This is a genomic window from Bacillus sp. 7884-1 (assembly GCF_002272245.1).
In the GTDB taxonomy this organism is placed as follows: domain Bacteria; phylum Bacillota; class Bacilli; order Bacillales; family Cytobacillaceae; genus Neobacillus.
In genome coordinates, this window is record NZ_NPDD01000069.1 from 88,449 (window position 1) to 112,765 (window position 24,317).

Genomic DNA, 24,317 nt, shown 5'->3' on the forward strand with positions numbered 1-24,317 from the left:
TTACGAACCTATCAATCTAGTTTTTCAATCTCATCAGCATGAATTATTTTAAAGTGGCAATGGGTTCGGAAATCTTTCTGCATGAATCACGAATAATCAGTTCTGGTTTCAAAAGATGACGTTCTGAAGGATACTCCTCTCCATGTTCCATCCGCCGAAATAATTCCGTCGCTGCTTTCATGCCCATTTGCATAAATGGCTGTTTTACCGTCGTTAATGATGGATAGACCCAGCTCGCCAAAGTGATGTCGTCAAAACCCGTTATTGAAAAATTAGTTGGAACATGATATCCTCGCTCTTGAAACGCTCTTAATGCCCCAATTGCTGTTTCATCATTGGAAGCAACAACCGCAGTGAAATCTCCGTCAGCAAGTAACTGATTCATTGCATGATAACCACCCTCATTCGACCAGTCAGTAGTAACAATCCAGCTTGGATTGACCTTTAATCCTAGTTGTCCGATTGTTTCAAGATAACCTGCTAAGCGGCATTTAGTTGCCGCAGCATCCTCTGGCCCTGATATATAGGCGATTTTTTCGTGCCCAATACGATGAAGGTAGCGAACAAGTTCAGCAATACCGTAATAATTATCAACATCTACTGAAATGATATTCGGGATACCAGCGGAATCTCCAAAAACGACAGCTGGGAAACCAGCTTCTGCTATTTCAACTAATTCTTGTTTGTCTCTTTTACTGAAGCTAATCATAATGATTCCATCAACATGTCCTTCAAAAAATAAATTTTGAAAATATGACTCCTTATATTTATTTGAGGTCATACTGTAGAACACACAATTAAAACCTTTTTCCTTCGCTACCTCTTCAATTCCTCTGAATATGGATGGATAAAAAATGTTCGTAATACTGTCAACCACAATACCAATGGTTTGTGTTTTACTTCTAACTAATCTCCTAGCATTTTCATTACGGTGATAGTTCAATTCCTTTATCGCCTTTTTTAACGCCTCTTCTGTTTCCTTTTTTACTGGTGAACCATTCAAATAACGAGAGACAGTGCTTTTTGATGTATTGGCAAGTTTAGCCACATCTTTGATTGTAGGATTCATTATTGCCCTCCTCTCCTTTAGTTTAATATTTTCCTTTTTTCATAAATAGGAACGTTCCCAAAATAGATGAAACCGATTCATTCCATAATTACTAAAATGGATCAACCACGTATCTCAATCCTAGTAGTATAATTCTCGATCAATCCTTATTTTTGGAAGCAAATACAAAATGAAAGAGTAGATTTACTACTACACAAGTAATAGTAACCGTTTACAATTACCAGAAAAAATTTTTTCACAACCACATGATATCGTTATTATGGTAACTCAGTAGGACACAACTTGTATCCTACTGAGAAATTCGGGAACGTTCCCATTTCAGTATAAGAATTATTTGTATATTTAAATTCTATATGCCTATCTATACTTTGTCAAACAAATTATTCGACTTTCTATTAAAATAGATGCGACCAATTTTTGACTATAGCTATTTACCAGGATTCTGATCCATCTTCTGCATACTAGCGATCGTCCGGTATACATACCACATCCAAATATAACTAACGATACTGCCGCTAAAAAATAGGAACAGCGCAGGTACTTTCATTAATATAAAATAGATGGCATAAGAAATAATAAATATTCCCGCTGATTTTAGTGGTGAAGCAAGACTATATAAAAAGCTATATTTAATATATTCAAAAAAACGATAGTGATAGTGGACATAGATAGGGAAAAAATAAATACATGTCGTGATAAAGAAATAAGTAATTAATAATGTTATTATTTTAAAAATAGAGCTTCCAAGCGAATCACCAAAGGTAATAAAGTGGTAATCAACATACAATAACCAACCTGTCGCAACTAAAATGAGACCAAGGCCATTTACTTTCACAAATTCCGTTTTATAAGTTTTCCAAAACGTTGCAAAAACAGGCAAATCATCTTCTCCCATAATCCATTTACGAACAACTGAAAACATCGCAGCTGTTGCTGGGAATATCCCCAATACTCCAAGTCCCATTATCGTGAAAGCAATCCATAACAATTGGAGATAAGCAAACTGCATAATTAGGGTGGTGATTCGATTAATAAGACCATATACACCATTGGTATTCATTCGACTCATCCTTTACCGTTAAACCGAAATTACTTCCATTCATCCTCATGGTTAAAAATATTTACCTTTTTGTTTTTCACTGCATTCTCCGCAAACAAATACATCGCGGCTGACCACGATTGTCCTGCAAATCCCATCGGACGCCCTGATTGACCATGAAACCATTCGTTAAATTCCCATTCTGCTTTCTTACCAGTTTTATTCATACTTGCCAGTTTCCCTAATTGATACTCTGCCTCATCAAACCTTTTGGCTTGAATAAGTGCTGCCACATAGAAACCGCCAATAAACGGCCATGATCCGCCATTATGATAATGATGCGGCAAATTAAGATTGCGAACTCGATAATAATCGCGCCAATCCTTTTCTCCTTCGCGAATAGGAGGATATAGGGCTTGTACAGGAAACGGTTCATTGATCCCACACCCCTGAATATAATCGAGGATTTTATTTGCTTTTTCTTCATCCGCAATCCCAAAAACGATTGCTAATAAATTTCCAAGCGTATCAAATCGGTCTGCATAATCACGAAATCCCATATATGGCAGATAAAAAGGTCTTTCTACCAGTTCAGTTTCCACCCGCTTAATGGGATAAATCCATTCTTTTCGCTCTTTTTTAACCCAGTCCATTTTTTCCTGATTTTCTGGCGTAATCCACAATAGAATATTAATCTTCTTTTTAACATCTTTTGCATTTCCATAATAATAATGGGAAGGAAGGTTTAATGCACCTGCCATATGGCCCATACACTTCCATGCTGCAGCATATAAAACATTATCGAAAAGAACATTGTATCGGTTTGCAAATAAATCCGCCCAGTCCATCGCTTCGTGGACTTCTAGTAAGCCACACTCATTTGAATCTTGGTAGCGTAACCAAAGCAATGCTTTTTCTAAATTCCCCCACCATTTTTGTAAAAATTCCTTGTCATTCGTTTCCATATAGTATGAGTAATGGCCAATAATATACCAAAGGTTACCATCCACACAGCCTGCATGAATCGAATCCTCAACAGCTTGTCCTTTCACACTCTCGTCATCGAGCTTCCCGCCATGGGCGATTAACGCAGGATCAGCTACATTTGGAAAACCAACATTATGGGGGATTTTTCCTAGTTCACTTTGAAATCGTCCCAAGGTTTCCAATGAACTGCGATGAATGTTTGGGCCCATATCATCCTGACATACAAGAAGGCCTAGTCCACAAATCATACTATCCCTTGCCCAAACCTGTTGATAGGCGGTACTTGAGCCGAGCAGTCCAAGCTCTCCACCATTTTTCAGTAATATTTTTTCAGCTTTTTCTCTGCCTAATTCTACTATATTTTCTACCATATCAGTCTCTCCCAACTGGATTTTAGTTACATGTTTCAGTTCCTTCACCGCCACACTCATGTAAACCGTGAAATACCTCTTTTAAAGAATCATAGGAATTTGCAAAAATTTGAAAAAGTTTTTGATACTGTCGATGCAAGGTTAAGTCTGGTTGATAAACTTGTTCATACTGCTCTAGACCCCAGCGTTCGGAAACCTCCTCTAGGCTGCTAAAATCGCCGCTCCCTACTGCTGCTAACATTGCTGCACCGAAAGCACCACCACCACGGCTTCTGTTTCGAACAACTGGAACATTAAAAATGTTAGCCGCAGCCTTAGGCCATAATTCATGCTGCGCTGCGCCTCCTGTAACATATAGGTACTCACATTTTTTTCCAGATGTTTGTTCAACGATTTTATACGATTGGTATAAGGAAAAAAGAACACCTTCCACCACTGCTCGTGCCATTTCTGCCATTGTATGCTCATGGGTAAAACCGATAAATGTCCCTTTTGCTTTTTCATCCATATATGGTGACCGTTCCCCAAATAGATAAGGCATGAATAGTAATTGTTTGGCTCCTGGTCTCGCTGTAGAAGCTAAATCAAGCAATTCCTTAATTTCCAGCTTGTTGATAAATATTGATTCTACTAACCATTTAAACGACATTCCTGCAGACAATGTGGCACCCATTAATACAAACTTACCTGGCGCAGCATGGGCAAATGTATGAAGTGTTCCACTCTTTTCAATCGCTAATTTATCAGAGCTCATAAACAATTGCCCGCTTGTCCCAATGGTACATAACCAATTTTTTGAACTGATGACTCCATTCCCTAAGGCTTGAGCCTGAGCATCTCCACACCCGCAAATCACTGGGGTCCCTTCCTTGAGGTGAAACTCTTCTGCTGCATTTTTAGAAATTGAGCCAATCAAATCGGTGGAGTGCTTGATGTCAGGTAACTTTGACTCATCAATCTGAAATAGCTCCGTAATTTTTTTACTCCATTTTAACAATTGTAAATCCATGAGCAGTGTTGCTGATGCATCGGAATAATCTGTTTCGAACGTACCGGTCAGCTGCATGCGGATAAAGTCCTTTGGCAGTAAAAACTTATCGGTTTTTTCATAAAGCTCAGGAAAGTGTTTCTTAAACCAAATAATTTTCCCCAGCGTAAAGCTTATATTCGACCGATTCCCAGTAATCGCAACCCATTCCTCATTTGTTAGGACAGACTGCATTGCAGCTAACTCCGCTTCGTTTCTCCGGTCAGACCAAATGATTGCCGGATGAAGGGCGGTCCCATTTTTATCTACAGGAACAATTCCATGCATTTGCCCGGTAACGGAGATCGCTTTTAAATCTTTGAAATTACCAGTTTTTTTCTTTTTTAAATAAAATAACGCTTCACGCATTGCGGCCAGCCATTCATCAGGTTTTTGTTCAATCCACCCTTCCCGAGGCATGTAAACTTGATAAGACTTAGTTTTACTAACTAAAATCTCTCCCAACTGATTGACAACAACCAATTTGATCGACGATGTCCCTAAGTCAATTCCTAAGAAGTTCTTCACACAGTCACCAAGGATTTCTCAAGATCTTCGATTAAGTTCGTTTCCTTGATTGGCTCCTCGGGATTTTTCGGGATGGATAACGTTTTAATTTCAGATGGCCCAAATTGCAGTTCGATCTTCCTGCCCCAATTCTTCAAATCCACGTTCACAACCGTTTCTTGGTTATGGGCTTCATAAAGACGAATAATCAAATCATCATGATTTTCAGCCTTTTTTAAAGCAGAAAGAATAATATTCGGCTGGTCAATCTCAATAAATGATTCTTCTTGAGCTAAAGAACCTTTATGATAGGTTTCCACAATGAGCTGCGGCTTTTGATTCAGTTCTAATGCATGCTTAACCGTTTCGGCTTCTTGCCAGCTATTTTCATGTGGCAGCAATTGATAGGTAAAAGTTTGAATCCCTTGATCAATAATCGGATAATCCTCGTCCGGATCTGGTACGAATGGAGCATGATGGGCATAAATTGGGCTTCTTAGAACCGTTAAATTGATACTATTTCCACTTACATCGACACCATATTTGCCGTCATTAAGAAGACTTAAACCATATATATCTTTCCTTTGTTTGCTAATCGTGCCTGTTACATCAATCCAATTTTGCATTGGCTTTTCATCTCCGTTTGCCTCGCGCGAAGCATGCCCAAATGGAATCTCAGAAGTTGCATGGCGTTGATTAAAGCTTACTGGAAACTTGAGTTTTAACGTTTGGTAACTTTCTTGCCAATTTACTTTCACTTTCACTTCAATCTTATTTAACTGTTTGTACATGATAAAGTCCTGGACAATAGTGGATGATTGAAACTTAGACGTGACCCGAATAACCCCTTTTACCGGACCTTCTTCCAGCTTTTTAATCCGGATTGGCTTGAAGACTCCGGCGATTTCATCAAAGCGAAGTTTCCCATGTCCCCATGAATCGGAAGAATCATTCATGACATAAGGGATAGCTGCATCACTTTTGAACACTTCGATTTCCTTCTCTTTGTCGAATAAACTGCTGATTCCACCAGTTTCTTTATCAATTACAAGCTTGAAGCGGTCGTTTTCCATTTCGTGATCGGTTACTATTACAGATTCAAACTCTTTTGTCGGCTTAACTGCACGAAGTTTATACGTGCTATATCCTAATGGTGGCAGCTCAGCCAAAAAAGCAACTCTTTTTCGATTCGGTACTTTCGCGACTGAATCAATGATTTGGTAAGGCACTTCATTTCCATGAACATCTTCAATAATGAATTCTTCTGGCAATAAATAATTCACAAAAAGCCCATACTCAATTTCAACATTTACCTTTATCGGCCATGAATGAGGATTAAAGATGACCATTGGCTTCATGTCTTTTTCTTCTTCTATATCAATATTCCAACTTAACGTTTGGAGGGCGTAATTCATATTTCTTGATGCAATACTGATCGACTCGCCAAATAAATCTCTAGCATCATCATATGCTTCTGAAATGCTTGTCCCCGCTAAAATATCATGGAACTGGTTAAATAAGATTCCCTTCCAAGCCTGATTCATGTCTTCTGGATACGGTTGACCTGTCGTCCAGTTGGCAACCGAGGAAAACTTCTCAGCCATTAAAGTGAGATTTTCAGAATATCGATTTAGCTTTTTTACTTCGGAATGAACAGAATAACAACCAATCGCATGATGGTGCAGATCGTCATGGACAACCGGAAGAGTATCCTTAAAACTCTCTACATGGTCAAAAAATTCATTCGGTGAACTAAACATAAGATTAGTATCTTCCATCGATTGGTTTAGTTTTTCAATAATCTCGATATTTTCCTTTGTCGGCCCGCCGCCATGATTTCCAACACCATAGAAGCACATTAAATGATTGAATGAATGCTTAAGTTCATTTTTACAATGCATGATGTGATTTTCTAGATGGTCAAAGGTGCAATATTCAAAGGGAATGCGAAACGCTTTTACCCGAGAACCATCTTTGGATTCCCATAAAAACAACCGCCCAGGCAGCCCTTTTTCCTCTGTACCAGGTCTCATAAATACATAAGAATCCATTCCAGATTTCTTTAAAATTTGCGGCAGCATTCCATTATGACCAAAGCTGTCAACATTGTAGCCAACATTCGCGGTAACCCCAAACTTTTCTTTAAAATAGTTCTGGCCGATTAGCCCTTGGCGGACAAATGATTCCCCACTTGGAATATTACAATCCGGCTGAATCCACCAGCCGCCACAAATAATCCATCTGCCTTCTTGAATTCTTTGCTTAATTTCTTGAAACATTGTTGAATCGTTTTTTTCAATCCATTCATAATATGCAGCAGAACTTGATGTAAAAATAAAATTCTCATATTCTGTTAAACGATCGAGTGCAGAACGAAATGTCGCCTTCACTTCTTGAAAACCTTCCTGCCAGCGCCAAAGCCATACGGGGTCAAGATGTGCATTTCCGATCATAAACATGTTTTTCATAAGTGATTTCCTCCAATTCCAAATTCCATCTTCTCAATGGTAAAAATCAAATGTTAACTCCTCTTTTTTCGAATACAAAAAAGATTGTTGGCGAATGAATTTGAAACCGCCTTCACAAGAAAACAAAAAAAGACTTACTTTATTTTTTGGACTCATTATAACATTCTACTTCAACTTTGTATATCAAGTAAACTAAGTTTATGATAAAAGATATATCTTCCTATTAAGGAAATCACATATCAATTACACTTCTTGTAATTGGTATGCATTTTCGTGTCCAATGGATTAAGAAGTCCTAAAAGGGATTTTTCTGATTACTCGCCAACTGCCTCAATATGGAGCATTCCTTGACATATCCTTACAAAAACGATATAGTTACCTAGGTAATTATTAAACTAGTTACTTAGGTAAGTAATATGAATATACTAATTTTGGAGTGAACATATTTGACCACCCACGCATTATTTCATACTCTACATCAACTTTCCCGACAACTAACCAATAAACTAAATGAAGCTTTAAAACCTTTTGGATTGTATAGTGCTCAGTGGTCTGTCCTTTTTGTTTTACATAAACAAGGCTCACTAACCCAAAAAGATCTCTCTGAGTATTTATTTGTTGAAGCACCTCCTATGACCCGGACGATTCAACGTCTAGTTAAACAAGGGTATGTAAGACAAATTCCTGGCAAGGACAAACGTGAAAAGTTTATCCAATTAACGGATGAAGCAGTAAAGGAATTTCCAAACTGGGAACATGCTGTTACGGAGTGCAATCAGTCATTATTAAAGAATCTTCCAGAAACCTCTCAACAAGAATTATTAACATTACAAAGCGTTTGGTTAAAACAGCTTTTGTAAAAGGAGTGCAAAAAATGAACAAACCTAAATTATGGACGAAGGATTTTATTAATATTTCCTTAAGTAACTTTTTTCTATTTTTAACTTTTTATATCCTGCTCGTAACCTTGCCTATATTTGCCTTACAGGAATTTGATAGCAACGCATCACAGGCAGGGTTAATGACAACAGTATTCTTGCTTTCGGCCATCATATCAAGACCGCTAGCCGGCCAATGGCTTGAACGTGGCAGTAATAGAAAAGTGTTATTAACGGCTCTTATTATTTTCGCAGCTGCTTCGCTTTTATATTTTCTCCCAAAAACAGTAACAGGCTTCCTTATCATTCGTTTATTGCACGGAGTCGGCTTTGGAATGGCCACTACCGCAGTAGGTGCGATTGTCGCAGACCTTATCCCCAGCTCACGACGAGGGGAAGGGATGGGATACTTTGTAATGTCAACAAACATGGCGATGGTCTTAGGACCGTTTGTAGGTTTAACAGCCATCCAACAGTGGGGATCTAAAACAATGTTTATCCTGACTGTCATTGTTGCCATTGGAGCGCTAATCACTGGTCTTACCGTCAAATTAACAAATACTGAAGAACCAAATCGAAAGGTTATTGTTCCGGCTTTCTCATTGAAAAGCTTTTTTGAACCTTCTGCAGTATCGATTGCCATCGTAGGCAGCTTCTTAGCTATTGTATATTCTGCCCTGCTTTCCTTCGTATCTGTCTATGCAAATGAAATACATGTTCCCGAAGTCTCAAGTCTATTCTTTGTGGTGTATGCGATTATTTTATTAATGTCTAGACCTTTTACTGGAAGATGGCTGGATCAATATGGCCCTAATGTCATTGTGTTCCCTTCCATCGTCTTGTTTGCAATTGGTATGTTTGTCTTAAGTCAAAGCAGCGGACCGATTACGTTCCTCGTTTCAGCCGGAATGATTGGTTTAGGATGGGGTACCCTTTTCCCAACCTTCCAAACGATTGCCATTCAAAACGCTGCACCTAGAAAACGAGGTTTAGCTACAGCTACATTCCTATCAATCTATGATATTGGGATTGCATTAGGTTCATTCTTGGTTGGATTAATTGCAGCAAAAATGGATTTTAGCTCCTTATACTTCCTATGTTCTTTCTACATTCTTATTGGGGCCGTTCTCTACTACTTCATGCAAGTTCGAAAACCAGAAATGAGACGCCAGCAATACTTAAACGTAAAAGAGCAATAATGGACTAGAGCCATCGTTTGTTTTGATGGTTCTTTTTTACGCACTGAGCAGTGATTTTTACTTTTCCAATACATTAGGTTACACTTTTTTTGTATGTTAATTATTCGAATGGAGGTTTTTACATGTTAGATGTTGTTGTGATTGGTGCTGGACCAGCAGGTGCAAGCGCTGCGTTATTAACTGCTAAAGCAGGAAAAAAAACATTGGTGCTTGATAATGATAAGACAGTTACAAAGCGTGCTTGGGTTGAAAACCATTATGGCGTGATGGAAATCTCTGGACCTGACCTCGTAGAAATTGGTAAGCAGCAGGTAACTAAATTTGGCGGGGAAACCGTCCAGGCTACTGTTACTAATATTAGCAAAGTTGGAGAAGGCATCAAGGTGGAAACTGAAAACGGTGAATATGAAGCAAAGCATGTAATTGTTGCTACAGGTTTCCTTGTAGACTTAGCTGAAAAAGCAGGTTTAACTACCAAGCCTGGTACTGAGCCAAGAGTAAAAACTATCCTTGATGTAGATGCAGATGGTAAAACAAATGTCGATGGCATTTGGGCAGCTGGTACAGTAGCTGGTGTGAGCGTACATACCATTGTTACTGCTGGTGACGGCGCAAAGGTTGCGATTAATGTTATCAGTGAATTGAATGGCGAGCGTTATGTCGACCATGATGTGTTAAAGGCATAATGTAAAAATCAAAACCCCCTTATTTATTTGGGGGTTTTGTCATCGTTTCATACCTCTAGATCTTTTCCCTCTTCAACAATATGGAATAAAAGATGTGCTAGGTGATGTATTGGCCCATAGTCTTCTTCCTCTTCACTTACCTCTTCATTAAATTCAAGATCATTTAGATAAAGGGCTGTAAATTCATAAAAATCCTTCAATTGGAAGGAATAGCAGCCAACTGGATCTTCACTGCCATCCTCTCCTGTTGGATCTTCATATTGAAGCATCATGTATGACACATCACCATCGGCATCTTCTGCGTCGAAAAAGACAAAAAAGCCAATATTCGTATCTAAATCAAATAGGTGTCTTGTACCTCCTTCTGTTGCTTTTTCAAAGTCCTCCTGGCTTAGTTTTTGAATCTGCATTGAATCCACATTGTCTTCTTGATGAAAACCTACAATAAATGATTTCATATTCTTTTCCTCCTTGTTTAACACATATAAACTACTTTGCCCCTTATTTTTAGTTTTAATTACGATATAGAAGAAAATAAAAAAATCTCGACAGTAGACGACCGTCGAGAAGAATTTATCATTATCCTACTGGTGGGTAAATGGGGTCAGCTGCCGCTTTGTTTATTTCAACCTTTGCCACATCAATGGATATATTTTGACTGTTACCATCATTTGCGGGTGTTGCAAGAACAAGTAATGAGAGTGAGAATAATAATATAATCGCCTTTTTCATTTTTCTTCCTCCTCAAATAATTCTTGATAGATAATTTACAGCTTCCAGATATTTTCCCTGTTGATTATAGTGCTCTGAAAGCAGCCTGTAATATCGAATCATATCTTCTTTATGTTCTTTTGATCCCTCTAGATAAGGGATTACCTTTACTTCTAAGTATTTCATTGCCTTCTCAGGGGAATCCATATGAATTAAATAAAAATCAGCTAAAAGACCTTGTTTTTTTATGCCAGTCTCTTTGGAAAGTTCTTTAACCTGAAGAAAATATTCCTTTGCTTTCTCCATGTCTGATAATTTGTAATTGATTTCACCAATTCCGTATAAAGTTACTAGATAGTTTTGGTTTTTCATTGGCTGTAAAGATAAACTTTTTTCGTAATAGGTTAATGCTTCTTTCACATTGTTCATTTTATCCTGCAAGTATCCCATATTATGATAGATTTGTGGAAGCATTCTTTCTTCCTTTAACAATTCAGCATTACGAATTAAATGGTTGAAACAAACGTGCGCTTCCTCATAAATCTTTGAATTAGTATAGCTAATTCCAAGCAGCATTAGCGTATGAAGAATCCGATAAAAATTATGCTGATTCATAAAGATTTGCAGTGCTAACCTTCCAAAGTGTATAGCATGTCCTGACTGATCAAGCGCACTCTTTACTAAAGCCCAGTGGTATAGGAGTTCTCCATTGGTTGTTTCATTGTTAGTTTCCACAAATAATTCATCAAAAATCTCATCAGCTTTTTTATGATGACCCTTTAATATTAAGGATACAGCACTGTAATAGCGAAATAAATACATCTCATGTTGGGAAAAATTTTTCTTTTGCTTGTATAAAATATCCCGTTGGGCGTCTGCTTCTGATAGTAATCCCTTGAATAATAGATACCGATATTTATATAATTCATATGAATACATATGAGCAGAAAATGGGATAACATGCTCTATTTCTTTTAACCTATTAAATATTATTTCTATATCCTCACGTAAATAAAAGTTAATTTTCTCACCAAAATCTTTTAGAAGGCTATATATTAACTCCTCTTTTTCTTCCATTTCATCAAAACTGACTTCAAGTCTTTCTAGCAGTAAGGAAATAGTCTCTCCATTAGCATCTTTTGAATTATTCTCGATCTTACTTAAATGAGGGATAGAGCAAATTCCAGCAGCAAGTTCTTTTTGTGTGATCCCTTTTTGAGTCCTGTAGAATTTAATTAATGGTCCGAATTCCATAGTATTACCACCTTTAGAAGCTCTTCCTTTTTCCTATCATTTTATAACAATCAAGCCCCCTCATCCACTTATTTGTTCAGACTATTTAAAAAATTGTTAGATAGTATAGAAAAAACCATCTATTTGCAATAAACAGATGGTTTTTTCCTATTACCTTACTCTTGGGAATCCGAAGCCTGATGCATAATCATCGCCAGTGGCTGCTCCTGTACCGCCTTTAATATCATATAGTTTTGCTCTGTCCTGGAGCTCTTTACGAAGCTGTGTGTGTGACAACGAAGGAGTTTCAGCCCAAATCTTGGCTGCTAACCCTGAAACATGTGGCGTAGCCATTGATGTTCCGCTGATTGTGTTGTAAGAACCATCATGCCATGTAGACTCGATTGCCCTTCCAGGAGCAGAAACTTCAACATCACGTTCTTGAATGACATAATCACCATCTGTAGCAGGATTGCCTCGAGAAGAGAAATCAGCTACACGATATGTACCGTTTTGCTGAACATCTTCCAATGCTGCTACTGCTACTGCGTTGACTAGAGCACCTGGATACCCAATGGTATTGCTTGATGGACCATCATTTCCAGCCGCTGCAATAACTAATACCCCTTTACCGTAGGCATAATCAACAGCATTTGAAATCAAGGTGTCCTTTGCACTAGAACCTAATGACATGGAGATAATTACTTTTGAACCGGTCCTAGTTGCCTCATCTGCCGCTTTACGAATGGCAGAAGCTATATCATCTGAATAACCAGATCCCCGATTATTTAACACTTTGTATGCCCATAAATCAGCCTCTGGTGCCACTCCATATATCCCTTGGCCAGTTCCGCCGTCTGCAAGTACGGTCCCTGCAACATGCGTACCATGACCATTTCCATCTGAACAGCTGCCCTCAATAAGCGGTGATTTGTTCTGTGTAAAATCCTTACATTGTTCGACTCTATTTGTTAGATCTGCGTGACTTGTATTAGCCCCCGTATCAAGGACTGCCACCTTAATTCCAGCGCCTCCAGAAGTTGACTGAATAGCAGAATCGTTATATATGGCTTGAATTCCCCATGGTGTTTGGTCACTTGGACCAGAATTGGTAGAACCACCTGGTTTAGCGGCAGCCTCTTTATTCGGTGCCAGTTGGACTTCCTCAACTCTTTCAATCGTTAAGTTTTTATTTTTTAATAGTGCCTGGTATTGCTTGCTGTTAACCGTAGTTGTAAAACCCTCTGCCCCAAAATCCCAACGAACCCCTACAGTTTTCTTTGCCTGTGCCTTATCAGCGGATGGACCTTGAATAATAACCCGAAGAGGCTCCTCCTGGCTGTTTGGCTGCTGACCGAAGGCACCTGTTGCAAACATGGATACCCCCATTACAAAGCTAAGTACTGACGCACCTACCACTTTTCTCTTCTTCATCCATATTCTCCCCTACTTTTCAACTCCAGGCTTGTACCTGTTCTATTATTATATTTAGAATATTCAGAATATAAATATGAGAATCTACCTAGAAAAGTTGGGAAATTTTTTTAAAAACTCAAAAAAAGACCCTGAATATTTACTTCAGAGCCTTTCCTTTTTTTGATCACAAACTTATACTTCCTGGCAGCCTTGGTTCACAATGGAACCTCCTTCTACCGGTGCTGCCCCCTGTTGACTGAAGAATCCTGTAATAACAAAACTTTGAACATTGTCCGTACCCATTGCGTTATCACGGAACACAGCAACGAAGTTTCGAGTAACATTATTAACCATCATTGTTCCCATTACAGTAATTTCACAGTTTACACCTTCTTGATTACATACAACAGAAGTAATGCTTGTTGAGGTTTCAGTGAAACTTCTGTCTGGAGTTTCATCACTTGTCTGATCAAAAGTAATTGTTACAAAAGATGTTGCTAGGTCTAGGTTACATACATCCGCAGTGTATGTTAGTGTTCCGCTTCGAGTACCCGTTTCACCTGTAAATGTTACTTCTTGGTTCATACGAACTGCTGCAACTCCATCAAGCCCAACACGTACGCCACATAAACAAACAATTCCCATAATTATCCCCCTTTCACACTTTTGATATATTGTATAGAAGTAATAGAAAGTTGCTTATATGTCTGTCCAATTTATTTAAAAAAGGGCATAAAAAATCCGTCAGCTCATGAGTGACGGATTTTTTATACATTAGAAATATTTCTTTTTCCAAAAAATTAATGCAGTTAATGCTGATAAAACACAGGCAACCGTAATGGATATCCAAAAGGCATATGGACTATTTTGTAATGGTAAATCTACGTTCATTCCATAAAAACTGAAAACGATTGTTGGGAACGAGAGAATTATTGTAAACGATGTTAAAAATTTCATGACAATATTCACATTGTTGGAAATAATTGAAGCAAATGCGTCCATCATCCCACTTAGAATCGAGCTGTACGTCTCAGCCATCTCAATCGCCTGGATTTTTTCGATCATCACATCTTCTAATAAATCCTTATCTTCCTCATACATTTTTATATAACTGAAACGAAGAATTTTATCTAAAACGACTTTATTGGATTTTAGGGAAGTTGTGAAATAGACAAGACTCTTTTCTAAAGCAAGAAACGCATACAATTCTTTATTTTTCATCGATTGGTGTAGTTCGCGTTCAATCTCATTTGTTCTTTTATTGATTTGTTTCAAGTACCGCAAATAATAGGATGTAATAATGGCCAGAATTTGCAGAGCAAATCGGTTCTTTTTAAAGGTATAAAACTCTTTTATTTTATTATTCTTAAAAACTTCTAAGATTGGAGTATCCTTTAAGGATACAGTGATAATACACTCTTCCGTTAAGACAATTCCAATTGGGATGGTCTCATAGATGGGAAAGCCAGCATCATCATGCGTAATATAGGGATAATCCACGATGATATAAACCTGGCCATCTTCACGTTCGATTCTTGGACGTTCTTCGTCATCAAGGGCGTCTTTAATAAAGTCAACATAGATGTTAGCCTCAGCGGTAACCCTATTAATTTCTTCCTCGGTTGGGGCGTACATATTAACCCAGCAGCCCTTTGATATTTTTTCAACCTGTTCAAGTACCTTTGTTTCACTGCTTTTATAAATCTCCAACATAATAAAACCTCCTCACTTACTTTGTACGAGGAAGCCAAACTACCTTCTTAAGAGCTGATATTCCTGAAGAATCCAATTCAAAGATAACGCTGACTTCCCCGCTGCTACTAGGGTCCGGGTCTATTGCATAACTCAAAAATATCAACTCCTTGGGCGTATAATTACTCCATTATCATAAACCCAAAATCAAAAAAGCACAAACAAGAATTTATTCAGGAAAATAGGGGTTTAAGTGAATTAATACCTCTTCAATATTGTCGTATCTCTCCATCATTCTCCCTTTGATTTGTTTTGCAAGGTCATGACCGTCCTTAATGGTTTTAAAGTGGTCAATTGATATTCTCAGATCAACTAAAACATAATGACCAAGTTCTCTTGCTCTAATCCGATCAATCCTCTTTACCTCTGGAAATTCATTCACTACATTCATATATTCTTGTAATGTTGCGGCATCAATATTACGTTCAAGCAAGATATCGAAAGCTTCCATTAACATTTCCTTGGAGATTTTAAAAATTAAGTAAGCTACAAATATACTTGCTGCTTTATCTCCATAGTGTAAGATAAAAATATCAAAGCGTTCGCCCATTATGGAGAGGAGAACCCCAATCGCTGCAGCAATCGAAGCCACAATATCTGCTTTGTGGTCAAAGGCAATGGCTTCAATTGCCTTACTATTATGCTCTTTTGCCACCTTTAATGATGAACGGTACAAAATAATCTTAGTAACATAGGAAATGATTGCTACCCACATCGCTAAGTAACTTGGTGTTGCTACTTCATGGAAGAACCCAGCGATTCCTTCATAGACCACATAAATGGAAACGAGGAACAGTAAAATTCCTACGATGCCGGAAACAATGACCTCTGCTTTTCCATGACCATAGGGATGTTCATTATCAGCTGGTTTATTGGCAATTTTAATGACCAGTAAGACTATAACAGAGGCAAAAACATCTGCAGCAGAATGAATTCCATCCGCAAAAACAGCGTCACTATTTCCAAACCAGCCTATGAAAAGTTTACCTAATGTTAAGAGGATATTACTAATCACACTAATCCAGGCAATTTTCTTCGCTAAGGATTCCCTCATCTATCTAGTCCACCTCAAAAAAAATTTCTACTTCTCTACCTGATTATTCCCATTAATCTCCATCTTCATTTCTTCCTCTTCTTCTTCGACGGTAATTCTGTTAATCGCGTCATGAAGAAAATGAAATGCCTCATCCAATTCTTCCCTTGATGGATACTTATCTTTGTTCATACTTATCAGCTCCTTGATTTTTAGTATGAGTAATCCTTGAATAAAACGTAGAAAATACGGTTGTACCAAATTTATTAAAGGAGTGTGCAGCATGGATAAAAAGAACTCTACAAACAACAGTACAGACCTAGCTGGACGTATTTACGAAACAAGCGACTATCAAAAAAACGATGTCATCGCTACTGGACTTTCGACCACCCACGAACAGGCAAGTGACAGCTATATGGAGGGGGAAATTGATACATCCACTGATGACGATTTAAACGCGAAGGATCTCCCGATTGCACAAAAGCCATACAGAAACGAATAAAATTAGAGAAAACAGCTTTCAAAACGCGAAAGCTGTTTTTCTGTTTATTTATCGTCATCCACATATGGATCTTTTTCATATGCTGGCAGATCTCCAAAGCTTGTCATGATTCCTTCTTCATCAAGTGACTCTTCATAGCGTTCATGTTGTGGGTTTGGGTACACGGTAACATTGTTCCCATATATATCGTTACCTACAAAATTTTCATAGTCCTCCACATACCCCTCATTTTCATCTGGTTCAATCCCAACATCATTGTAGTGCTCTTGTGGAAAGGCTAAATCTGATGGTGTGTCGGATGTTCCCCATTGTTCAACAATCTGCCAAGAGTCCTCTGCGTCAAAGGCGACATTCTCATCTTTCGTATCCATATCAAATTTCCCAAACGGCGGCATTAATACTCCCTCTTCAATAGGTCGATCATGTGATACTACTTGATCTGGACTATGTTCTTTACAATAGGTCGTATTCGGTAAAGCCTCTAATCGTTCAAAAGATATTTCGTTCCCACATACTTCACATTTTCCATACTGACCATTTTCCATTGCTTCAAGTGCCTTATTTATATTTCTTAGCTGTAAATCAGTATGCTCATTTAACGCAATATCCTTTTCACGTTCATACAACTCTGAACCTTCATCAGCAGGATGATTATCATAACTTGATAACTCCCCCAACGATTCATGAAAATGACCTCGTTCTAAACCATAATGGTCATTTTGCTCGAGGCGCTCTTCTATTTCCTCTTTTTCCTTTAGTAATTGCAAACGAAAACCAGCAAGCTGCTCTGTCGTTAACATAGTAAACCCCTTTCAAGGCTTATTGCTTATCTATTTCGCCCATTTTATATTTCAACTTTTTCTAGTACCTCTTTATTTTCAATGTTTTAGGCCATGATTATGTAATTAATTTAGGGATTCCAACAAAATCCTAATTGCTCTTATGAACTAGCTGAATAAGTTTTTGGTGAGCGTGTATCTTAACATATAGAATGTCATTAAAAAGGAATGAGGGAATACAGATGGTAAACGAAAATTTTAACAAATTTAGAAGAGAACAGCAGGAACATCAAAGTGTTTATTTAGGCGGTGCAAATAAACAACGAGGCAAGAATGACCCTGAATATAATAACCAGGACATTACAGATAAATCAGTAGGAGCAACCGGGAGAAGTGTGAATGGGCAAATCGAGTAGCGGGGAAAATGAACAAAAAAATATGAAGTGGTGGCAGCTTTCGTTATTTGGGGTGGGGTGTACAATCGGTACAGGATTCTTCTTAGGGTCAAGTATCGCCATAAAAATGACTGGACCTGCTATTCTTATCGCTTTCATCCTTGCAGCTGCTGGAACCTATTTGGTCTTTGATGCACTTGCAAAAATGACTGCACAAGAACCTCTAAAGGGCGGGTTTCGTTCCTATGCGAAAAAAGCCTTCGGCCGCTGGGCTGGATTTAGCAGCGGATGGGTCTATTGGATGTCAGAGGTTTTAATAATGGGCAGTCAAATGACAGCTCTATCAATTTTTTCACGATTTTGGTTCCCAAAAATTCCACTATGGGCATTTGCAGGTATTTATGCTCTCCTTGGACTAGTTGTCGTCTTAATTGGCGTAAGTATACTTAACAAATTAGAGAATATTCTTGCCGTCATAAAAATAGCGGCCATATTAATGTTTGTTGTCATTGCTTTATTAGCGATATTTGGAGTGATTGATGGAGACCGGCCAATTCAATATCCTGACAGCAGAAAGGATTTTATTCCTCATGGTGTATTAGGGTTATGGTCCGGGGTTATTTTTGCCTTCTATGCATTTGGAGGAATTGAAATCCTTGGCTTAATGGCTACCCAATTAAAGGATCCAAAGGAAGCTCCTAAAGCTGGCAAGGTAATGCTGATAACTCTTATGGTTATCTACATACTCTCCATTGGTCTTGCTGTCATAATGGTTCCATGGAATCAGTTTAGTGGTGAGAAAAGTCCATTCGTAAATGCATTAGACAACTACAATTTAACGTTTATTCCACATCTTTTTAACGGAGCATTAATTATTGCAGGATTTTCAACGATGGTTGCCTCCCTATTTGCTGTTACCAGTATTCTTGTTACACTCTCTGAAGAAGGAGATGCACCGGGACTATTTTGCAGACAAGGTAAACTAAAAGTACCTATTCCCACTTTACTCATTACCGTTTTGGGAATATCTGCTTCGATTGTCTGTGCACTCTTAATGCCAGGTCATGTTTATGAATACATTACCACTGCTGCAGGACTCATGCTCCTCTACAACTGGATTTTCATTTTAGCATCATCATGGAAATTATTAGAGGTAACAGCAAAAGATAAAATAAAATATTCAATTGGGATCCTTTTCATTCTTATTGCTGTTAGTGGAACGTTATTTCATAGCACAAGCCGGCCTGGTTTCTTTATTAGCCTAGCTTTCGTTGGTATTATAGGCTGCATAACTTTAATTATGAATCTCAAGTGGAAAAAGAAAAAGAAGAAGGGCAAAGTACTTAGTCCTTGGCCAACCGCTTGATTGCCAGCGCTTATTATTCGCTGGCTTTTTGAGTTATCCGAATAAAACTTTAAAGGCTTGGTATCCAAAGTAAATCCCGAACCCAATCAGTGATACTCCAGACAGGAGCGAAATCCCCACAAGCAGCTGCGAGGTTAAATATTTCCGAAAATTACTCGCAATCCCAGCCATTGTGAAATCCCAAATAAGTAAACCAATAAAAATGGCACTGCTGTAAATAATTAATTGACTTGTTTCATAGGTTGCAGCAGTCTTGGCGAGCACTGAGCCGTAAATTCCCAGCCAAAATAAAATCGTTAACGGATTGGATATCGACATAAAGAAACCAGATAAAAAGGATTTTACTAAGTGTTCATCCTTTCTTTTCTCTCCTATTTTCAGCTTATTAGCAGAAAGCATGGTTTCAATTCCAGTATAAATTAAGACAAAGCAGCCAAATAACCATAAAAAAGTTTTCATAAAAGGAGTTTCTAGGAAATGCACCACTCCAAAATAAACAATCATCATGTAAACCCCATCAGCTACGACCGCCCCTACCCCAATAAGCCATGAATGCATAAATCCATGCTTTATCCCCTTATCAATTTGAGCAGCATTAATGGGACCAATAGGAGCCGCCAGCGACAATCCCAGCAAAATATAACTCAAAAATACATTCATTCTAATCTCTCCCTGAATTGAAATAGAAGCCTGTCTTTCAATTTCTATTCAGGAAATAGGGGTTGTACCACTTTATTTTCATAAAAAAAGGAGATTTCTTTAGATAAGAAAACTCCTTTAAGCAGTCTTTACAGTATTGAATACAAAATATTTTTGCCCTAGGTAATTACTTATTGTATAAAGCACACTTCCTATAAGCACAGCTCCATTTTGTTCAACCGCTGTACTTACAAAATGAAAGGGATTGAACCAAAACATTAGCTTTTCACTACAGAAATAAGCACCAAAATAGCAAATGAGTATGATGGTCAAAAATCTTGGCAGCCCTCTTTGAATGGAGACCGTACTATTGAAGGTATAAGATCGATTTAAAAGATAACTTATACAAGCCCCAGCAAAATTTCCTACAAAGGTCGAAACCCAATACGAAAGATGTAGAGCATTTAGTAAAAAGAAGATGATAAATAAACCGACACACGTATTGATAACCCCAACCAGAAGAAAACGAATGAATGAATTAGTTGGTTTTATAAAACTCCTCCTCCTCATTTTTTCGAATTAAATGACGCCGTGGGATTGGTATAGAAAAGGTATCAATATCAATAATAAACTTGGGACGCTGCTTTGATTCCTTATAAATTTTCCCTACATACTCTCCAATTAACCCAATAGCAATTAGCTGCAAGCCGCCAATCAACCAGATAGAAGTGATAAGTGATGTCCATCCTGTTTGTGTTTCCCCAAGTGTTTTCAGCATTAAAAAGTATAAGCCAAATACCAGGCTTAGGAAAAAGGAAACAAAACCGATTATTAATACAAAGCGAATAGGAGAAACAGAAAAGGAGGTGATTCCATCAAAGGCAAAAGCCAGCATTTTTTTTAACGGGTACTTTGTTTCACCTGCTTGTCTTTCTTTACGGTCATAGTAGACAACATCCGAACGAAATCCAAGGAGTGGCACAATACCGCGTAAAAAAAGATTTACCTCTTTAAATCCTTCTAACTCCATTAAAGCTCGTTTACTCATTAAACGAAAATCCGCATGGTTATAAACAAGATCAACACCCAATTTTTTCATTACCTTATAAAAACCTTGAGCCGTACTCCTCTTAAAGATGGTGTCAGTATCCCTTCGCTTTCGAACGCCATACACAATTTCATTTCCTTCATTAAATTTATGGATAAATTCACGAATAACCTGAACATCATCCTGTAGGTCTGCGTCAATAGAGACAACACAATCTGAAGTATCCTTTGCTGCAAACAAGCCTGCTAACAATGCGTTTTGATGACCAACATTTCTTGATAATTTTATTCCGCGGACATGCTCATTTCTTAATCCTGCTTTATAAATGATTTCCCATGTTCGATCCTTACTTCCATCATCTACGAACAATATCTTGGTTTTGTTAGAAACAAGCTGTTCGCTGACCAATTGTTTTACGAACTGGTTCAGTTGATGAATGGTTTCAGGTAAAACATCTTCTTCATTATAACAAGGTACGACTATCGTCAGGACAGGTTCCATATCTGTAATAACCCCCGATGTTTATAAAGTCTTGTATAAATAGATTTTCCATGCGGAACTTTTCGATTCAAATACCTTATCCAGTGTCAGTTGATTTTCCTCTGAGTTTGTTATGGGTAATGCAGAAAGGATATATGTACCACCCATCTCTTTAAACACAGACGTATTTAATTGCAAGTTGTTTAATTTCCTTTTGGAGTCCTTTTTGATCATATATTTTTTTCCAAGCTGGTCCGTAAAGATATAACAGCGCCCGCCCCATTGATCAAAGTATTTGCGAATCGTTTTATCTTTTGCTAATTCCGACTCTATTATTTTTCTAAACTTGTGCTTATAGGTTAATGGATAAAAGTTATTATAGGTATCTAGCGTGTAAAAGCCATTATACTGGGAAATGGCAGGATGAATTCCGATACTAGCCACCCGATAATTTTCTTGATCTTGTCCGATGTGCTCTTTTATCTCTGTAAATAATTCCTCCGCATAAAATTCTTTAACTGTAGGCTTTTTCTGATAGATAATCTCATCATTAAATAAACATAATAAAAGAATTTGCAGGATCGCTAACCATTTTGCCGTTTTCGACCAGCTATGTCCTTGAAGAGAGAGTATCTTCAATGCCAGGGCAAATCCAGCATATATGACCATCGGCCTTAAAAAGTGATAGCGGGCAAAATTAAAGGTATCCATAAAGTGAAACCTTTTCGTTAACGGTAACCAGCCTTTATAAAACCAAAAAGCATACCAGAGAGATAACAAGATATTTAAGACAAATAAAAAGACAAAAAGCTTTTCCTGTTTCCAAAGTTTTTTTGTAAAGACAAAATAAAGGGCAATTAACGTAACGGGTAAAATAAATAAACCATGCACCGTCATTACATGCGTATGTCCTAAAACATAATTTTTTAGTGTTAATCGTACTACTCTCCATAAGGGTAAGGAAGCATGGAAATATTCGTCACGGCTGTTTGGTTCAGTGGAAAATAAGAAAGAATAAATCAATCGATATTCAACGAGCATGAAAATACAAGTCATATAGGCAATAGAAAAAAAGAAACGAAGATTCCATCCTTTGCCTCTGACAACATCCAGGAGCCAACAGATTCCCATAGCACTTAAAAAAAAGAAAAAACCTAAAACAATACTTGCGTAAAATGGAATTAGTGTTAGGACTATGTAATCTTTCTTCGTTCCCTCTCCGTTTCGAATATTAAGGAAAGCCCACAATGCAAGCGGCATTCCCATTGTACTAAGCATTCCTGATGGCCAAAAGGGGGTTAAACTAAAGGCAAGTGCAGTGCCAATCTGCAGGAAGGTCCATCTATCATCTGAAAGGAAATGTTTTTTTAATAGTAAATACATCCCTATAAATGCAACTATTCTGGTTAATGCCTGACTGAGACCATAGGCAATCATGGTTGGAAACAACGCATAGAGCCAAACAATAATACTGTATTCCGTCCCAAATGCATTTCTTGGCACCCCATTAATAATTTGGGGAATCACAGCATTTACATCTCCAAACATTTGACCGCTTCTGGCTAGAACTTTATACCATGCTAAATTCGAATCCAAGTTATCATGAACACGGATATGAGCATTCTCTTGGAGAATAAAGAGTGGGGAAAGATATATAGTTAAAATCAGTAAAGCAAAAAGGATGAATCTCAGCTCTTTTTTCGTATCTCTGTACACTCATTCACACCTCGTAAACCTGTGTCCTCTATATAACCTTATGTTTAATAAAGTTTGCAAATGGGATGGAAATTATTCCTTTTTATCAATTGTTTTCCTCCCTAAAAGAAGGCTCTAGATAAAAAAATAACCTTCCGAATGAATGAAAGGTTATTTTTTACCTGATTTAATGTTTTATTTGTATATTACCGTATACATTTAAAAGTAGGTCGAGCTTTTGGCTGCATTGAACAACATTTGGGTTACAGTATCCATATTGTTGCGCTAGATCAATCATTTCTATCCTCGTTTTTTCAATATCAGATAACAAATAGTACATGCTGGTTTCCATAGCTCCAACCTCTTTTCATGTTTATAACATATTTATATTATTAACCTTAATTTATAAATTTTAACAATATAATACAAGTAGAATTATTAAAAATTATTGTATCTTTCGTGAACATTATACTAGTACAATATTCCTAACGGGTTTATTCTGTACTTAATATAGATTCAAGTTCCTTTACAAGGGCCTTCCCTGTTTCAATATACTGTTCAGGAAAACTGGCGTCCTTATCAACTGGTTCAGAAAATTGATTTAAAGTGCCTGCGTCACCAATGTGGTCATCAAGTCCTATTTGATATTTATGAGACAATAGGAATGGACGGCTAAGCTCCACTGTACAGTTTCGTGCGTCTAACTGGCCATCTATGGCTGAAAATGGCAGCCTCAGAAATTGATATCCCACTTCATCATTTATTTTGTAGTCAAAGGCACCATGGTCATAATCCCAGTTATCGCCGATTGCATAACCGATTGGTTTTAATTTTTGTTCCAGCTTATACAAATCAAACTGCTTACCTTCTACACTTGATGGTATTTCAATCATGATCGAGCCCCCTTATCATCATTATTTATTAGTTTCTCCAAAAAAGATAAAAAATAGAGTACTGATTTTGTCAGTACTCTACTTTTTTATTTGCTGTGCTGTATTGGGTCTGTTGATTTGCGCTCCAGGCGCTTCGCTTTCCGC

Annotated in this window: 26 protein-coding genes; 6 read left to right on the forward strand and 20 right to left on the reverse strand. The window is 37.7% G+C overall.

The features are described from left to right. Window positions 1-43 precede the first annotated feature (43 nt). From CHI06_RS09555 to CHI06_RS09575, 5 genes are all read right to left on the reverse strand, one after another. On the reverse strand, window positions 44-1,069 hold the full coding sequence (locus tag CHI06_RS09555) for a LacI family DNA-binding transcriptional regulator (RefSeq protein WP_095248315.1): 1,026 nt from the start codon (window positions 1,067-1,069) through the stop codon (window positions 44-46). 427 nt (window positions 1,070-1,496) lie between these two features. Beyond that, entirely contained in the window at window positions 1,497-2,129 is a 633-nt protein-coding gene (locus CHI06_RS09560) for a YesL family protein (RefSeq protein WP_179292580.1), read from the reverse strand. Between the two features lie 29 nt (window positions 2,130-2,158). Continuing rightward, window positions 2,159-3,466, reverse strand: coding sequence for an amylo-alpha-1,6-glucosidase (locus tag CHI06_RS09565; protein WP_095248317.1), 1,308 nt, complete (start codon window positions 3,464-3,466; stop codon window positions 2,159-2,161). A gap of 22 nt (window positions 3,467-3,488) precedes the next feature. Continuing rightward, on the reverse strand, window positions 3,489-5,021 hold the full coding sequence (gene xylB, locus CHI06_RS09570) for a xylulokinase (RefSeq protein WP_179292581.1): 1,533 nt from the start codon (window positions 5,019-5,021) through the stop codon (window positions 3,489-3,491). Further along, the gene (locus CHI06_RS09575) at window positions 5,018-7,468 is read right to left on the reverse strand and encodes an alpha-mannosidase (RefSeq protein ID WP_095248319.1); all 2,451 of its coding nucleotides are present in this window, start codon (window positions 7,466-7,468) and stop codon (window positions 5,018-5,020) included. The genes xylB and CHI06_RS09575 overlap by 4 nt, the downstream gene beginning before the upstream one ends. 446 nt (window positions 7,469-7,914) lie before the next feature. Between CHI06_RS09575 and CHI06_RS09580 the strand changes: the two genes are divergently transcribed. The 3 genes from CHI06_RS09580 (at window position 7,915) to CHI06_RS09590 (ending at window position 10,231) form a co-directional block, all read left to right on the forward strand. Continuing rightward, on the forward strand, window positions 7,915-8,328 hold the full coding sequence (locus CHI06_RS09580) for a MarR family winged helix-turn-helix transcriptional regulator (RefSeq protein ID WP_095248320.1): 414 nt from the start codon (window positions 7,915-7,917) through the stop codon (window positions 8,326-8,328). A gap of 14 nt (window positions 8,329-8,342) precedes the next feature. Beyond that, window positions 8,343-9,545 carry an MFS transporter gene (locus CHI06_RS09585; RefSeq protein WP_095248321.1) on the forward strand — a complete coding sequence of 401 codons (1,203 nt, stop codon included), beginning with the start codon at window positions 8,343-8,345 and terminating at the stop codon, window positions 9,543-9,545. 122 nt (window positions 9,546-9,667) lie between these two features. Beyond that, window positions 9,668-10,231: an FAD-dependent oxidoreductase gene (locus CHI06_RS09590; RefSeq protein WP_095248322.1), complete on the forward strand. Its 564-nt coding sequence runs from the start codon at window positions 9,668-9,670 to the stop codon at window positions 10,229-10,231. Window positions 10,232-10,278: 47 nt separating this feature from the next. Here CHI06_RS09590 and CHI06_RS09595 read toward each other — a convergent pair whose 3' ends face one another. The 8 genes from CHI06_RS09595 to CHI06_RS29700 form a co-directional block, all read right to left on the reverse strand. Further along, the gene (locus tag CHI06_RS09595; protein ID WP_095248323.1) at window positions 10,279-10,689 is read right to left on the reverse strand and encodes a cytosolic protein; all 411 of its coding nucleotides are present in this window, start codon (window positions 10,687-10,689) and stop codon (window positions 10,279-10,281) included. Between the two features lie 121 nt (window positions 10,690-10,810). Beyond that, complete coding sequence (locus CHI06_RS29695) at window positions 10,811-10,963, reverse strand: hypothetical protein (RefSeq protein WP_165979098.1); 153 nt, start codon at window positions 10,961-10,963, stop codon at window positions 10,811-10,813. A 12-nt stretch (window positions 10,964-10,975) separates the two neighbouring features. Further along, window positions 10,976-12,196: a helix-turn-helix domain-containing protein gene (locus CHI06_RS09600; protein ID WP_095248324.1), complete on the reverse strand. Its 1,221-nt coding sequence runs from the start codon at window positions 12,194-12,196 to the stop codon at window positions 10,976-10,978. A 150-nt stretch (window positions 12,197-12,346) separates the two neighbouring features. Then, a complete protein-coding gene (locus CHI06_RS09605; RefSeq protein WP_095248325.1) occupies window positions 12,347-13,609 on the reverse strand; it encodes a S8 family peptidase in 1,263 nt (420 codons plus the stop codon). A 174-nt stretch (window positions 13,610-13,783) separates the two neighbouring features. Further along, window positions 13,784-14,236, reverse strand: a complete 453-nt coding sequence (locus tag CHI06_RS09610; RefSeq protein ID WP_095248326.1) for a hypothetical protein — start codon at window positions 14,234-14,236, stop codon at window positions 13,784-13,786. Between the two features lie 129 nt (window positions 14,237-14,365). Next, the gene (locus CHI06_RS09615; protein ID WP_095248327.1) at window positions 14,366-15,304 is read right to left on the reverse strand and encodes a magnesium transporter CorA family protein; all 939 of its coding nucleotides are present in this window, start codon (window positions 15,302-15,304) and stop codon (window positions 14,366-14,368) included. Between the two features lie 208 nt (window positions 15,305-15,512). After that, window positions 15,513-16,397 carry a cation diffusion facilitator family transporter gene (locus CHI06_RS09620; RefSeq protein ID WP_095248328.1) on the reverse strand — a complete coding sequence of 295 codons (885 nt, stop codon included), beginning with the start codon at window positions 16,395-16,397 and terminating at the stop codon, window positions 15,513-15,515. Window positions 16,398-16,424: 27 nt separating this feature from the next. Beyond that, window positions 16,425-16,568, reverse strand: a complete 144-nt coding sequence (locus tag CHI06_RS29700) for a hypothetical protein (protein WP_165979097.1) — start codon at window positions 16,566-16,568, stop codon at window positions 16,425-16,427. Between the two features lie 91 nt (window positions 16,569-16,659). Here CHI06_RS29700 and CHI06_RS09625 point away from each other — a divergent pair, with 91 nt between their 5' ends. Next, the gene (locus CHI06_RS09625) at window positions 16,660-16,878 is read left to right on the forward strand and encodes a YozQ family protein (RefSeq protein ID WP_095248329.1); all 219 of its coding nucleotides are present in this window, start codon (window positions 16,660-16,662) and stop codon (window positions 16,876-16,878) included. 44 nt (window positions 16,879-16,922) lie between these two features. Here CHI06_RS09625 and CHI06_RS09630 read toward each other — a convergent pair whose 3' ends face one another. After that, the gene (locus CHI06_RS09630; RefSeq protein ID WP_095248330.1) at window positions 16,923-17,678 is read right to left on the reverse strand and encodes a TraR/DksA C4-type zinc finger protein; all 756 of its coding nucleotides are present in this window, start codon (window positions 17,676-17,678) and stop codon (window positions 16,923-16,925) included. A 221-nt stretch (window positions 17,679-17,899) separates the two neighbouring features. On the opposite strand from CHI06_RS09630, the gene CHI06_RS29705 reads away from it, so the two are divergent. Both CHI06_RS29705 and CHI06_RS09635 read left to right on the forward strand, forming a co-directional pair. After that, on the forward strand, window positions 17,900-18,073 hold the full coding sequence (locus CHI06_RS29705; protein WP_179292582.1) for a hypothetical protein: 174 nt from the start codon (window positions 17,900-17,902) through the stop codon (window positions 18,071-18,073). Beyond that, on the forward strand, window positions 18,057-19,418 hold the full coding sequence (locus CHI06_RS09635; RefSeq protein ID WP_095248331.1) for an amino acid permease: 1,362 nt from the start codon (window positions 18,057-18,059) through the stop codon (window positions 19,416-19,418). Before CHI06_RS29705 ends, CHI06_RS09635 begins: the two co-directional genes overlap by 17 nt. A gap of 33 nt (window positions 19,419-19,451) precedes the next feature. Here the strand turns inward: CHI06_RS09635 and CHI06_RS09640 are convergent, their stop codons facing one another. The 6 genes from CHI06_RS09640 to CHI06_RS09665 form a co-directional block, all read right to left on the reverse strand. After that, window positions 19,452-20,078: a LysE family transporter gene (locus CHI06_RS09640; RefSeq protein WP_095248332.1), complete on the reverse strand. Its 627-nt coding sequence runs from the start codon at window positions 20,076-20,078 to the stop codon at window positions 19,452-19,454. Between the two features lie 117 nt (window positions 20,079-20,195). After that, window positions 20,196-20,627 (reverse strand): GtrA family protein, encoded by a 432-nt coding sequence (locus CHI06_RS09645; protein ID WP_095248333.1) that lies wholly within the window; start codon window positions 20,625-20,627, stop codon window positions 20,196-20,198. Next, window positions 20,596-21,606, reverse strand: a complete 1,011-nt coding sequence (locus tag CHI06_RS09650; protein WP_095248334.1) for a glycosyltransferase family 2 protein — start codon at window positions 21,604-21,606, stop codon at window positions 20,596-20,598. The genes CHI06_RS09645 and CHI06_RS09650 overlap by 32 nt, the downstream gene beginning before the upstream one ends. 21 nt (window positions 21,607-21,627) lie before the next feature. Continuing rightward, complete coding sequence (locus CHI06_RS09655) at window positions 21,628-23,301, reverse strand: DUF6044 family protein (RefSeq protein ID WP_095248335.1); 1,674 nt, start codon at window positions 23,299-23,301, stop codon at window positions 21,628-21,630. A gap of 166 nt (window positions 23,302-23,467) precedes the next feature. Beyond that, window positions 23,468-23,632 carry an aspartyl-phosphate phosphatase Spo0E family protein gene (locus CHI06_RS09660; protein WP_095248336.1) on the reverse strand — a complete coding sequence of 55 codons (165 nt, stop codon included), beginning with the start codon at window positions 23,630-23,632 and terminating at the stop codon, window positions 23,468-23,470. Window positions 23,633-23,774: 142 nt separating this feature from the next. Next, complete coding sequence (locus tag CHI06_RS09665) at window positions 23,775-24,173, reverse strand: YugN-like family protein (protein WP_095248337.1); 399 nt, start codon at window positions 24,171-24,173, stop codon at window positions 23,775-23,777. Window positions 24,174-24,317: the final 144 nt, after the last annotated feature.